The sequence below is a fragment of the Streptomyces sp. AC558_RSS880 genome, assembly GCF_019049255.1.
Taxonomy (GTDB): Bacteria; Actinomycetota; Actinomycetes; order Streptomycetales; family Streptomycetaceae; genus Streptomyces.
The window spans coordinates 24,421-37,226 of the sequence record NZ_JAGMUJ010000191.1 but is presented as its reverse complement, the minus strand read 5'-3'; the positions used below and the strand labels follow the sequence as shown (position 1 = coordinate 37,226).

Genomic DNA, 12,806 nt, shown 5'->3' with positions numbered 1-12,806 from the left:
ACGGGCTCCTCCGCGGGGACCGGGTGGCCGCCGGCCGGCCCTACGGATGCCGGCCGAGGCGCGGAACGAGGAGTTCTGCGTTGCCGCGGTCGACGACGTGCAACCGGCCGGGCTCCCCGTGCGGGTACTCGTCCAGCGCGGTGTCGAAGCCGGTGCCCCAGCCCTCGGGGAGCATGGGGAAGTCGCTGCCGTACAGGATGCGCTCCGGCGCGGCGAAGGCGAGCAGCGAGGGCAGGGTGGCGGGGCCGGTGGAGATGGCGGTGTCGAAGTAGAAGCGCCGCAGGTCGGTGAGGAAGTCCTCGGGGGTTCCGCCGGCCCCGTCGGCGGTCGCATCGGTGGGGAGGCGGGCGGCGAGGACGGCGCCGGTGCGGCCCGGCACCGGCTGTTCCGGCGCCGTAGGGCCGTGGAGGGGCGGGAGACGGGCTCTCGGTCACCACCATTGCCGACAGCAACGCACCTCGCTATGTTAATCGAAAATCACATCGGCGCGGCACGGTCCGTCACGTATCGGTCGCGTAAACGGCAAGTCTGCGAAGGAACCTGGCACCATCTGGCCCATCAGGGAAGCAGGTAAGTCAATGGAGAACCTCAGCAGGCGAAAGGCCCTGTCACTCGGTGTCGCACTCGGCCTCGTGGGCGTGGCGAACCCCGTCCAGGCGTGGGCGTCCACGGGCTCGGCGACCGGAGCCGCCGCGGGGACCGGTCCGGAGTGGATCTGGGACGACGCGGCGGACCCACTGATGGTTTCGATGCTCGAGAAAGGACACGTGCCGGCGATCAACACCGCGTGGGCGTCGTGGGTGAACAACAACGACCCGCTGCCCAGCGGCCTGCCGGCCGAGTTCGCCGCATATCTGCGGCAGGTCAACCGGCTGCCCTCCTGGGCGGACCCCGCCAAGCTGGCCCGTGCCGCCGACTTCAACCGGCGCAGGGACACGTACCTCTTCATGCTGTACGGCCTCGGCAGCGGAATCATGAGCACCGTGATTCCGCGCGAGGCCAAGAGCGTCTACTGGTCCGCGGGCGGCGCCGACATGCAGGACCGCGCGGCCAAGACGTTCACGTTCGGCTACGACCTGTCCGAGCTGGGGGCCTTCGGGCCGACGGGACAGTTCGTCGTCACCGCCAACAAGACGCGCGTGGTGCACGCGGCGGTGCGTCATCTGCTGCCGCAGTCGCCGCACTGGCGGGCGGTCGCCGACGAGACCATCCCGATCAGCGCCGCCGACATCCTGGTCACCTTCCACAGCCTGGGCACCTACGTACACAGAAAGCTGCTCGACTGGAGGATCCCGTACCCGGCCGCGGACCAGGAGGCGTTCCTGCACTCGTGGCAGGTCGCCGTCCACCTGCTCGGGGTGCCGTACGAGCACATCCCCCGCACCTGGGCGGCCGCCGAGAGGCAGTCGGCGCAGGTGCTCACCCCGATCCTCACCCCGTCGACCGAGGGCATCGCGCTGGCCGAGGAACTGCTCGGCCTGACCGCGCAGATCGACCTCGGCGTCACGCGCGGGTTCCTGAACGAGTTCGTGCGCTACGTCCTCAGCGACGAGGTCGGCGACTGGCTGGGGCTGAAACGCGACTACGCGTCGGCGGCCCTGGTCCGCACCGCATGGCCGGCGTTCATCCTGTTCCGTGAGGGGCTGTCGCCCGTCATGCCCGGCACCTTCTACATGTTCGACCAGTTCGTGCGCGCCCTGGCCATGCTGTTCCTCAACAAGGGTTCCTCCGGGACCACCACCCCCATCACGATCCCCACCGGCAACAGGCCGGGCTGAGCCGTCGGACCGGTCACACCCGTACCCGCCCCGCGGCAGACGGGCCGAGGGGCGGGCATCGGGGTGAGTCCCGCCCGGGGCGCCTCACGACGCGGCGCCTCGTCGCCGCCGGGTTCCGACGGCCGTTCAAAGACCCAGAGTGCCCAGGACCAGAGCGGTCACGGCCTCACGGTGGTCGGGGCCGTCCCGCCACCGCAGTCTGCGTCCCGCCTCGACCACCACACCGAACCCCGCGTGCACCAGCACCCGGGCCTGGCGCGGGTCCAGCTCCGGACGGGCCAGCCGCAACTGCTGTTCCCAGACGGCGATGTGTTCCCGCTGCGCGAGGACCACGGGCCGCCGCAGGCCGTCCGGCAATCCGGCGAGCTCGGCCTCGGCGACGCTGTTGAGCTCGGTGTACTCGAAGCTGTAGGCCACATACGTGGCTGCCAGCGCGACGACGGCGTCGCGCGGGCCGGTCACCCCGTGCAGGCTCCGCTCCACCCCCTGGGCCAGCAGTCCCGCCGCCTGGAGGCACGCCGCCGCCAGGATGTCGACCTTGCCGGGGTAGTGGCGGTAGAGCGCGGACGGGGTCAGCCCGACCGCCCGAGCGATCTGTCCGTTCGTGACGTTGGCGAATCCGTTCCGGGCGAACAGCGGGACGGAGGCCGCGAGGATCTCCGCGCGTCGCGTGCGCGGCACCGGCCGGGCGGGCAACTCGACGGGGTGCGCGCCCGGCCGGCCCGCCGCCGGATCGGTCGCCGCCACGCGCAGCGCGGACGCCAGCAGCAGGTCCTCGGCCCGGCGCCCGGCGATGGAGGTGCGGTGCATCGTGAGGGACCCGATCGCACCGAGCGCCGCCATGGCCCGCAGCCGCCCGTCGGGCAGCGGGTGCTCGCGCTGCACCGCCTCGTCGACCCGCTCGACGAGGCGGCCGAACTTCACCGCGAGACGCCGGCGGTCCTCCCGGTCGAGGTACCGGGCCTCCCACCGGTACACGCCGCCCGACGCGCGATGAGCGATCGTGACCCGGGTGACGGCGGCGAGCACCTCCGTCAGGGCCGCCCCGGACGGCACCTCGTCGAGCGCGGCGACCAGTCCGTCCACCATGACGTGGGCGCACTCGGCGAACAGCGCGTACTTGTTCGGGAAGTGCCGGTACAGGGCGGCCGCGCTGATGCCCACGCCGGCGGCGACCTCCTCCATGGACGCCTTGTGGTAGCCGCGCTCGCTGAAGACCCGCCCGGCCGCGTCGACGATCAGCTGCTTGCGGTTGCGGGGCCGCGTGGCCGCGGCCGGTCGGGCGGTCGCGGCCGGACGTGCGGACGGGGAGGCGGGAGCCATGCGAATCAGTCAATCACACACCGTCAGGAGGCCCGGCTCCCTCGGTGCGGCAGGCGGCCCGGTGGCATCCCGGCGGGGGCACACCGTCCGGCACCGCCGTCCCCGGTGCCGGAGCGGCCCGTCAGGCGAAGGTGAGGACCGGCTTGACCGCGCTGCCGTCCCCCATGGCGGCCACGGCCGCGCCGATGTCCTCGAACGGGAACGTGGTGACCAGCCGGTCGAGCGGGAAGAGGCCGCGCCTGTGCAGGCCGATCAGCTCCGGGATGAAGCGGCCGGGGTCGGAGTCCCCCTCGATCACCCCGTGGACGCGGACGCCCTTGGCGAGCAGGCCCCTCACGTCGAACGTCACCTCGTCGCCGAGGCCGAGGAGGGCGAGCCGGCCGCGCGGGCGCAGGACGCCGACGGCCCGGCGGGCCATCTCCGGACGGCCGGTGGTCTCGACGACGTGGTGCGCGCCGCCGTCGGTGAGGTCGCGCAGCGCCGCCACCAGACCGTCCCCGGGGGCCAGGGCCGCCTCGGCGCCGAGTCCGGTGGCCAGGGCGCGGCGGGAGGCGACCGGGTCGACGGCCACCACCGGGTCGCAGCCCACGGCCACCGCGGCCATCAGCGCGCTCAGGCCGACCCCGCCGGCGCCCAGGACGACCAGTGAGGAGCCCGGTCTGGGGCGCAGCCGGTTGAGCACGGTGCCCGCGCCCGTCTGGCCGCTGCAGCCCAGCGGCGCGGCGACCACGGCCGGCAGGTCGGAGGGCACCTTGACCACGCCGCGTTCGTGCACGACGGCGTGCGTGGCGAAGCTGGACTGGCCGAAGAAGCCGGCGTGGAGCGGCGTGCCGTCGACGGAGAGCGGAGTGGTGCCGTCGGCGCGTCCACCGGAGAAGTTCAGGTCCCGCGCGGCGTGGCAGTAGGCCGGGTGGCCCGCCGCGCACTGCTCGCAGGCGCCGCACCTGGCGAAGGTGAGGCAGACGTGGTCTCCGGGCGCGACGCCGGTCACCTCTTCGCCCACCGCCTCGACGCGGCCGGCGCCCTCGTGGCCGAAGACCATCGGGGTGAGCCGCCGGGGCCAGGTGTCCCGCATCGCCAGGTCGGTGTGGCAGACGCCGACCGCGGTCGTCCGCACCAGCACCTCGTACGGCCGTGGGTCCTCGAGGTCCGCGTCCCGCATGGTGAACGGGGCGCCCGGCGCCTCGGTGACCGCGGCGCGGACGCGCCTCACGAGCCCTCGCCGGCCCGCGGGCCCCCGTGCGGGGTCCCGGAGACGCGCTCGAGGAAGAAGTAGTAGAAGGGGCCCTCGGCGGGGACCCCCTTGGCGTTCATGATCCCCATCAGCGTGGTGTCGTCCACCTGCTTGAAGTGGTCGAAGACCGGCCGGCCGTCATAGACCATGGTGGCCGTCGACTCGCCGCGGAACTCGACGGTCCACAGGCTGGCCTCGCCCTTGCCGAGCTCCACGTGGGAGTACAGCTCACCCGACTCGGCACGGCAGATCAGCGGCTTGGCGTCGTGCACGGCGGCGAACGTCTTGCCGTACCAGCCGGCCTTCGCCAGCTCGCCGTTGAGGGGGTGACCGGTGTCGAACTCGCCGCCCTTCCACTCACCGAGGATGTCCTCGGGGCGGACGGTGTCCAGCGCCGCCCAGATCTCGTCGAGTTCGCAGGGGTCGACCGGGCCGTCCTTCTCCCGGAGCTCCTCGAACCGGGCGCGGGCGTCGAGCACGTCCATGGCGGGTGTCCTCTCGTCGGTGCTGACACGGTGGAAGCGGAACGTCAGGAGGGTGCCGGTGCGGGGTGCGCGGGAGACGGCCGCCCCGGCCGCCGGGAGGAGCGCCGCGGGAACGGCAGCGGAAGGTCGCCGGTGACCGCGCCGGGGTGGCCCACCGTGCCGAGACTCAGCAGCACGTGGCGTTCGGCGACCTCCTCCGCGGTGAGCGGGCCGTCCTCGCGGAACCAGTTGGCGACCCCCTGGCACATGACGAGCACCGAACGCACCGCGTCGGCCGGGATCGGCGTGGTGAACACGCCCTGGGCGCGGCCCGCCTCGACGGTGTCAAGGAGCATGTGCTCGAGATAGTCGCGCAGGGCGACGTAGCGTGCCCGGTTCGCGGGCTCCAGGCTGCGTATCTCGGTGTCCAGGAAGGCCAGTTGCTGCCGGTGGGTCATGTGCAGCACGATCGACTCGACCATGCCGCAGAAGCGCGCCAGCGGATCGTCCCCGGCCTCCCCGGCCGCGGCCCGGCAGCGGTCCAGGACGTCCTTGATGGACGTCTCGAGGAGCGTGGCCAGCAGCGCCTGCTTGTTCTCGTAGTGGTAGTACAGCGCGGGCACGGTGACGCCGACCCGGCCGGCGATGTCCCGGACCGAAGTGCCGTGGTAGCCCTGTTCGTTGAAGGCCTCCATGGCGCGCACCAGGATCGGGTGCAGGTCGAGCGGTCCGTAGGAGCGCCAGTGCTCCGCCGGTGGTGTGGGGTCCTGGCTCGGCGCGGTGTTCAACGACTCTCCTCGGGACGGGCGGCGATCGGCGACATCGTACGGCCGTGAGTCCGGCACACCTCCCTCCAGTTGCTTAGCGATCGATCAGGAAATCCCGGCGGCCGACGGTCGGCCTGTGTTCACTTTCCTCGTGTCGATCCACAAAAACAAGTACCGCAGGGGGAGTTGACCGACCCGCATCGCACTCCTACGTTTTAGCGAACGCTCAGTAAGTCCCCGGTCGACGGCGGCGGGTCCGCCGTGCACCGAGAGAGGAACCCATGAGCCCGTACTCCACCGACCTTCCGGGCCACGACGTGGCGGGCCCGCTGGACGGCGTGCGCGTGGTCGAACTGGCGGGGATCGGCCCCGGCCCGTTCGCCGCCATGCTCCTCGCCGACCTGGGCGCCGACGTGGTGCGCGTGGACCGGCCCGGCACCTCGCCGCTCGGCGGCGATCCCGCCCACGACGTGACCAACCGCAACAAGCGTTCCGTCGTGGTCGACCTCAAGTCGCCCGAAGGACCGGGAACGGTGCGGGCGCTGGCGGCGCGCGCCGAGATCCTGGTGGAGGGGTACCGGCCCGGTGTCGCGGAACGGCTCGGGGTCGGCCCCGAGGAGTGCCTGGCCGTCAACCCCGCGCTGGTGTACGGCCGGATGACCGGCTGGGGCCAGCGAGGACCCCTCGCGTCCCTGGCCGGACACGACATCGGCTACATCGCCACCGCCGGCGCCCTGTCCATGATCGGCCCGCCGGACGGGCCGCCCGCCGTCCCGGTCAACCTGCTCGGCGACTACGCGGGCGGCTCCCTCTACCTGGCCACCGGCGTCCTCGCCGCACTGCTCACCGCCCGCGCCACCGGCCGCGGCCAGGTGGTGGACGCCGCGATCGTGGACGGCACCGCACACCTCACCGCCATGTTCTGGGGCATGCTCGCCGAGGGCACCTGGCAGGACGCCCGGGGCCGCAACCTGCTCGACGGCGGCTGCCCCCACTACGGCGTCTACGAGACCGCCGACGGCGGCTGGATGGCGGTCGGCGCCCTGGAACCGCAGTTCTACGCGGTGTACGTCTCCCTGCTGGGCCTGGATGCCGAAGACCTGCCGGACCGCGCCGACCCGCGCAACTGGCCCGAACTGCGGGCCGTGTTCGCCGCCCGGTTCAAGACCGCCACCCGTGCGGAGTGGACGGCCCGTTTCGAAGGCACCGACGCCTGCGTCGCCCCCGTGCTCTCGCTGCACGAGGCGTCCGGTCACCCGCACCTGGCCGGACGCGGCACCTACACCGAGGCGTACGGCATCACCCAGCCCGCACCCGCCCCCCGCTTCTCCGCCACCCCCGGCACGCTCCGGCTGCCGCCGGCCGTCCCCGGCGCGCACACCCCCGACGTGGCCCGCGACTGGGGCGTGCCCGAACTGCTGAAGGACCACCGCTGATGGAACTGTCCTCACCCCTGGCGTACGCCGGCGATCCGCGCGCCGCCGCGGACCGGGCCGCCGCGCTGGAGTCCGCCGGCCTCGACGCCGTCTGGGTGGCCGAGGCCTACGGCTTCGACTCCCCGACGCTCCTGGGGTACCTCGCCGCGAGGACCGAGCGGATGCGGATCGGCTCGGCCGTCCTCAACGTCTACTCGCGCACCCCCGCGCTGATCGCCCAGACCGCCGCCGGACTCGACGCCCTCACCGGCGGCCGGGCCCTCCTCGGCGTCGGCGCCTCCGGACCCCAGGTCGTGGAGGGCTGGCACGGCCGCCGCTACGACCGCCCGCTGGGCCGCACCCGCGAGGTGATCGAGCTGTCCCGGCGGATCTGGCGGCGCGAGGTGATCGAGCACCACGGCATCACCGACCTGCCCCTGCCGCCCGAGAAGGGCGGCACCCTCGGCAAACCGTTGAAGCTGCTGAACCACCCGGTCCGCGACACCGTCCCCGTCTACGTCGCGGCGCTGGGCCCGGCCAACGTCAGGATGACCGCCGAGATCGCCGACGGATGGCTGCCGTTCCTCTACGTCCCCGAGCACGCCGACAAGGTCTGGGGCCGCTCCCTGGCCGAGGGCGGCGCCCGGCGCGACCCCGCGCTCGGCCCGCTCCAGGTCGTGGCGGGCGGCCCGCTGGCCATCGGCGACGACGCCGAGGCCGCCCGTGACCTGATGCGCCCCACCGTCGCCCTCTACGTCGGCGGCATGGGCGCACCCGGCCGCAACTTCTACCACGACCTCGTCTGCTCCTACGGATACGAGTCCGCCGCGGCCGCCGTCCAGGAGCACTACCTCGCGGGCCGCAAGAAGGACGCGGAGGCCGCCGTACCGGCCGAACTGCTGGAACGGCTCTGCCTGGCCGGCTCCGAGGGCTACGTCCGCGACCGCGTCGAGGTCTTCCGCGAGGCGGGCGTGACGATGCTCGACGTCACCCCCGTCGGTCCCGATCCCGCCCGGCTGATCGAGCGCGTGAGGAGCTGGCTGTGACCCTGGAACGCGACCTGTACGGCCCCGACCACGAGGCCTTCCGGGAGACGGTGCGGGCCTTCCTCGCCAAGGAGGTGGCCCCGCACCACGAACGGTGGGAGAGGGACGGCGTCGTCGACCGCGAGGTGTGGCGCTCGGCGGGCCGCCAGGGCCTGCTGGGCATGGCCGTCGACGAGGAGTACGGCGGTGGCGGGACCGACGACTTCCGGTACAGCGCCGTCCTCATCGAGGAGTTCGCCCGCGCCGGCGCCTCCGGGCTCGCCCTGAGCCTGCACAACGACATCGTCGGCCCGTACCTGACCCGGCTCGCCGACGAGGAACAGAAGCGGCGCTGGCTCCCCGGATTCGTCTCCGGCGACCTCGTCACCGCCATCGCCATGACGGAACCCGGCGCGGGCTCCGACCTGCAGGGCATCCGCACCACCGCCACCGACCGGGGCGACCACTACCTGCTCAACGGCACGAAGACCTTCATCTCCAACGGCATCCTCGCCGACCTCGTCGTCGTGGTCGCCCGCACCACCCCCGAGGGCGGGAGCGGCGGGCAGAGCCTGCTCGTCGTCGAGCGCGGCACGGAGGGCTTCGCGCGCGGCCGCAACCTCGACAAGATCGGCCAGAAGGCCCAGGACACCGCCGAACTGTTCTTCGACGACGTGCGCGTGCCCAAGGAGAACCTGCTCGGCGAGGAGAACCAGGCCTTCGCCCACCTCATGGGCAACCTCGCCCAGGAGCGGCTGGCCATCGCGGTCGGCGCCGCCGCCGCGGCCGAGGAGATCCTGGACGTCACCCTGCGGTACGTGAAGGAGCGCGAGGCGTTCGGGCGACCGCTGGCCCGGCTCCAGCACATCCGCTTCGAGATCGCCGAGATGGCCACCGAGGCCGCGGTCACCCGGACCTTCGTGGACCGCTGCGTCACCGAGCACAGCAGGGGCCGGCTCGACGCCGTGCACGCCTCGATGGCCAAGTGGTGGGCCACCGAACTGCAGAAGCGCGTCGTCGACCGCTGTCTGCAACTCCACGGCGGGTACGGCTACATGACCGAGTACCGGGTCGCCAAGGCGTTCCTCGACAGCCGTGTCCAGACCATCTACGGCGGCACCACCGAGATCATGAAGGAGATCATCGGCCGCTCGCTGCTCCGTTGAACACCCCCCTGACGAGGAAGGCACCCGAGGTGAGCACCGAAGCGTACGTGTACGACGCGATCCGCACCCCGCGCGGTCGCGGCAAGGCAGGCGGAGCCCTGCACGGCACCAAGCCGATCGACCTGGTCGTCGGCCTGATCGACGAGACCCTCCGTCGGTTCCCCGGCCTCGACCCGGCGGCGATCGACGACATCGTGCTCGGTGTGGTCAGCCCCTTGGGCGACCAGGGCGCGGACATCGCGCGCACCGCCGCCGTCCTCGCGGGGCTGCCGGAGACGGTGGCGGGCGTGCAGGAGAACCGCTTCTGCGCGTCCGGGCTGGAAGCCGTCAACCTGGCGGCGGCGAAAGTCCGTTCGGGCTGGGAGGATCTGATCCTCGCGGGCGGTGTGGAGTCCATGTCACGGGTCCCGATGGGCAGTGACGGCGGCGCCTGGGCACAGGACCCGCGCACCAACCTCGCCACCGATTTCGTCCCCCAGGGCATCGGCGCCGACCTGATCGCCACGATGGAGGGCTTCTCCCGCCGCGACGTCGACGAGTATGCGGCCCTCTCCCAGGAACGGGCCGCCGCGGCCTGGAAGGACGGGCGCTTCGACCGCTCCGTCGTCCCCGTCCGGGACCGCAACGGCCTCACCGTCCTCGACCACGACGAGCACCTGCGCCCCGGCACCACCGCCGACTCCCTCGCGAAGCTCGAGCCGTCCTTCGCGGACATCGGCGAACTGGCCGGCTTCGACGCCGTGGCGCTGCAGAAGTACCACTGGGTGGAGCGGATCGACCACGTCCACCACGCGGGCAACTCCTCCGGCATCGTCGACGGCGCCGCGCTGGTCGCGATCGGCTCGCGCGAGGTCGGCGAGCGCCACGGACTCACCCCCCGTGCCCGGATCGTCTCCGCCGCCGTGTCCGGGGCCGACCCCACCATCATGCTGACCGGGCCCGCGCCCGCCTCCCGCAAGGCGCTCGCGAAGGCCGGCCTGACCGTCGACGACATCGACCTGGTCGAGATCAACGAGGCGTTCGCCGCGGTCGTCCTGCGCTACGTCAAGGACATGGGGCTGAGTCCGGACAAGGTCAACGTCAACGGCGGCGCCATCGCCCTGGGTCATCCCCTCGGCGCCACCGGCGCGATGATCCTCGGCACCCTCGTGGACGAACTGGCCCGCCGCGACCTGCGGTACGGGCTGGCGACCCTGTGCGCGGGCGGCGGCATGGGCATCGCCACGGTCGTCGAACGCGTCTGACCCTCCCGACGGATCACCAGGAGCACACCCTCATGAGCACCGAGTCCACCACCATCCGCTGGGAAGAGTCCGACGACCACGTCGTCACCCTCGTCCTCGACGACCCGGACCAGTCCGTCAACACCATGAACGCCGCGTTCGTCGACTCGCTGGACGCCGTCGCGGCGCGGCTCGCGGAACGCCGCGACGCCGTCCGGGGCGTCATCGTCACCTCCGCCAAGAAGAGCTTCTTCGCCGGTGGCGACCTGCGCGACCTGATCTCCGTCACCCCCGGGACCGCCGACGCCTCCTTCGAGGCCGGGATGCGCGTCAAGCGCTCGCTGCGCGTCCTGGAGACGCTGGACAAGCCGGTCGTCGCCGCGATCAACGGCGCGGCGCTGGGCGGCGGTTACGAGATCGCCCTGGCCTGTCACCACCGCGTGGTGCTGGACCGCCCGACCGCCCGCGTCGGACTCCCCGAGGTCACCCTGGGCCTGCTGCCCGGCGGCGGCGGAGTGACCCGCACGGTCCGCATGTTCGGGGTGGTGGACGCCCTGCGGAAGGTCCTCCTGGAGGGCACCCGGTACGGACCGGCGCGCGCCCTGGAGGCCGGCCTGGTCGACGAGATCGCCGCCGACCAAGAAGAACTCCTCGCCAAGGCGCGGGCGTTCGTCGACGCCCACCCCGAGTCCGCGCAGCCCTGGGACGCTCCCGGGTACCGCATCCCCGGCGGTACCCCCTCGACCCCGAAGCTCGCCGCCCGGCTCCCCGCCCTCCCCGCGATGCTGAGGAAGAAGACGGGCGGCGCCCCCTGCCCGGCGCCGCGCGACATCCTCGCGGCGGCCGTGGAGAGCTCCCAGGTCGACGTGGACACGGCCTTCGTGGTGGAGGCCCGGTACCTGACGGAACTGGTCACCGGGCAGATCACCAAGAACATGATCCAGGCGTACTTCTTCGACCTGCAGGCCGTGAACTCCAGCGCCGGCCGTCCCCGGGGCGTCGAGCCGCGCGGGGTGACCAGGGTGGCCGTGCTCGGCGCGGGCATGATGGGCGCGGGCATCGCCCACTCCTGCGCGCTGGCGGGGATCGACGTCGTGCTGAAGGACGTGTCGGCGGAGGCGGCGGCCAAGGGCAAGGGCCACTCGGAGAAGCTGTGCGCCAAGGCAGTCTCCCGCAGCCGCACCACGCAGGAGAAGGCCGACGCCCTGCTGGCCCGCATCACCCCGACCGCCGACGTCCGGGACCTGGCCGGCTGCGACGCGGTGATCGAGGCGGTCTTCGAGGACACCGGCCTCAAGCACACGGTGTTCCAGGAGGTCCAGGAGGTCGTCGCGCCGGACGCGCTGCTGTGCTCGAACACCTCCACCCTGCCCATCACCGTCCTTGCCAAGGGGGTGGAGCGGCCGCGGGACTTCATCGGCCTGCACTTCTTCTCACCGGTCGACAGGATGCCGCTGGTGGAGATCGTCAAGGGCGAGAAGACGGGGGACGAGGCGCTCGCGCGGGCCTTCGACCTGGTGCGGCAGATCCACAAGACGCCGATCGTGGTCAACGACTCGCGCGGCTTCTTCACCTCCCGTGTCATCGGCCGCTTCCTCGACGAGGGCGTCGCCATGGTCGGGGAGGGCATCGAACCGGCCTCCGTCGAGCAGGCCGCCGCGCAGGCCGGCTACCCGGCCAAGGTGCTCTCCCTGATGGACGAGCTGACCCTCACCCTGCCGCGCAGGATCCGCGAGGAGGCCCGCCGCGCGGTCGAGGCGTCGGGCGGCGTCCGGGAGCCGCACCCGGCGGACGCGGTGGTGGACCGCATGATCGACGAGTTCGGCCGCCCCGGACGGTCGGGCGGCGCGGGCTTCTACGACTACGTCGACGGCAGGCGCGCCGGGCTCTGGCCGGGACTGCGCGAGCACTTCACCGATCCGGCGAGGCAACCCGCCGACCTGACCGAGCTGATGGAGCGGATGCTCTTCGTCGAGGCGCTCGACTCGGTGCGCTGCCTGGAGGAGGGCGTGCTGGTCTCGGTGGCGGACGCCAACATCGGCTCGCTGCTCGGCATCGGCTTCCCGCCGTGGACGGGCGGGGTGCTGCAGTACATCAACGCTTATGAGGGCGGGCTGCCCGGCTTCGTGGCCCGCGCGCGTGAGCTGGCCGGGAAGCACGGCGAGCGCTTCGCCCCGCCCGAGCTGCTGCTGCGCAAGGCCGAGCGGGGCGAGACCTTCACCGACTCCTGATCCGCTCCGAGGACCCGCGCAGCCCCGCACCTCCTCGGAACCGGCGGGTTCCCGTGGGCAGGACCGTCCCTCCCGGGGCCCTCACCCCCGGCGGCCCACCCCGCCGCACCCGGCTCCACCGGGCACGCCCGCAGGGGTTTCCCCGCCCCGGTCTCCCCAGACGTTCCCTTCCGACCCGCA

General features: G+C 72.8%; 11 protein-coding genes. 6 read left to right on the top strand and 5 right to left on the bottom strand.

The annotated features are described in order from the left end of the window. Positions 1–40: 40 nt before the first annotated feature. Positions 41–379 (bottom strand): hypothetical protein, encoded by a 339-nt coding sequence (locus KUM38_RS43165; RefSeq protein WP_217137054.1) that lies wholly within the window; start codon positions 377–379, stop codon positions 41–43. A 199-nt stretch (positions 380–578) separates the two neighbouring features. Here KUM38_RS43165 and KUM38_RS39995 point away from each other — a divergent pair, with 199 nt between their 5' ends. Further along, positions 579–1,778, top strand: coding sequence for an oxygenase MpaB family protein (locus KUM38_RS39995; RefSeq protein ID WP_217137053.1), 1,200 nt, complete (start codon positions 579–581; stop codon positions 1,776–1,778). A gap of 126 nt (positions 1,779–1,904) precedes the next feature. On the opposite strand, the gene KUM38_RS39990 is transcribed toward KUM38_RS39995, so the two are convergent. The 4 genes from KUM38_RS39990 to KUM38_RS39975 all read right to left on the bottom strand — a co-directional run bounded on the left by KUM38_RS39990 (position 1,905) and on the right by KUM38_RS39975 (position 5,587). Next, positions 1,905–3,101 (bottom strand): TetR/AcrR family transcriptional regulator, encoded by a 1,197-nt coding sequence (locus KUM38_RS39990; RefSeq protein WP_217137052.1) that lies wholly within the window; start codon positions 3,099–3,101, stop codon positions 1,905–1,907. Between the two features lie 121 nt (positions 3,102–3,222). Beyond that, positions 3,223–4,314 carry an NAD(P)-dependent alcohol dehydrogenase gene (locus KUM38_RS39985; RefSeq protein ID WP_217137051.1) on the bottom strand — a complete coding sequence of 364 codons (1,092 nt, stop codon included), beginning with the start codon at positions 4,312–4,314 and terminating at the stop codon, positions 3,223–3,225. Beyond that, positions 4,311–4,820 (bottom strand): DUF4334 domain-containing protein, encoded by a 510-nt coding sequence (locus KUM38_RS39980; RefSeq protein WP_217137050.1) that lies wholly within the window; start codon positions 4,818–4,820, stop codon positions 4,311–4,313. The genes KUM38_RS39985 and KUM38_RS39980 overlap by 4 nt, the downstream gene beginning before the upstream one ends. A 44-nt stretch (positions 4,821–4,864) precedes the next feature. Continuing rightward, positions 4,865–5,587, bottom strand: a complete 723-nt coding sequence (locus KUM38_RS39975; RefSeq protein WP_217137049.1) for a TetR/AcrR family transcriptional regulator — start codon at positions 5,585–5,587, stop codon at positions 4,865–4,867. A gap of 260 nt (positions 5,588–5,847) precedes the next feature. Here KUM38_RS39975 and KUM38_RS39970 point away from each other — a divergent pair, with 260 nt between their 5' ends. From KUM38_RS39970 to KUM38_RS39950, 5 genes are read left to right on the top strand one after another with little or no spacing between them, the layout of a single operon-like run. Further along, positions 5,848–7,002, top strand: a complete 1,155-nt coding sequence (locus KUM38_RS39970; protein ID WP_217137048.1) for a CaiB/BaiF CoA-transferase family protein — start codon at positions 5,848–5,850, stop codon at positions 7,000–7,002. Then, the gene (locus KUM38_RS39965; RefSeq protein WP_217137047.1) at positions 7,002–8,027 is read left to right on the top strand and encodes an LLM class F420-dependent oxidoreductase; all 1,026 of its coding nucleotides are present in this window, start codon (positions 7,002–7,004) and stop codon (positions 8,025–8,027) included. Before KUM38_RS39970 ends, KUM38_RS39965 begins: the two co-directional genes overlap by 1 nt. Further along, a complete protein-coding gene (locus KUM38_RS39960) occupies positions 8,024–9,172 on the top strand; it encodes an acyl-CoA dehydrogenase family protein (protein WP_374227134.1) in 1,149 nt (382 codons plus the stop codon). Before KUM38_RS39965 ends, KUM38_RS39960 begins: the two co-directional genes overlap by 4 nt. A gap of 29 nt (positions 9,173–9,201) precedes the next feature. Continuing rightward, positions 9,202–10,416, top strand: coding sequence for an acetyl-CoA C-acetyltransferase (locus KUM38_RS39955; RefSeq protein ID WP_217137046.1), 1,215 nt, complete (start codon positions 9,202–9,204; stop codon positions 10,414–10,416). A 32-nt stretch (positions 10,417–10,448) separates the two neighbouring features. Next, positions 10,449–12,626, top strand: a complete 2,178-nt coding sequence (locus KUM38_RS39950) for a 3-hydroxyacyl-CoA dehydrogenase NAD-binding domain-containing protein (RefSeq protein WP_217137045.1) — start codon at positions 10,449–10,451, stop codon at positions 12,624–12,626. Positions 12,627–12,806: the final 180 nt, after the last annotated feature.

Bases quoted from the DNA above. Each gene is read 5' to 3' on its own strand.
- KUM38_RS39995 (WP_217137053.1), top strand. From the start codon at position 579: ATGGAGAACCTCAGCAGGCGAAAGGCCCTGTCACTCGGTGTCGCACTC.
- KUM38_RS39990 (WP_217137052.1), bottom strand. From the start codon at position 3,101: ATGGCTCCCGCCTCCCCGTCCGCACGTCCGGCCGCGACCGCCCGACCG.
- KUM38_RS39980 (WP_217137050.1), bottom strand. From the start codon at position 4,820: ATGGACGTGCTCGACGCCCGCGCCCGGTTCGAGGAGCTCCGGGAGAAG.
- KUM38_RS39970 (WP_217137048.1), top strand. From the start codon at position 5,848: ATGAGCCCGTACTCCACCGACCTTCCGGGCCACGACGTGGCGGGCCCG.
- KUM38_RS39965 (WP_217137047.1), top strand. From the start codon at position 7,002: ATGGAACTGTCCTCACCCCTGGCGTACGCCGGCGATCCGCGCGCCGCC.
- KUM38_RS39950 (WP_217137045.1), top strand. From the start codon at position 10,449: ATGAGCACCGAGTCCACCACCATCCGCTGGGAAGAGTCCGACGACCAC.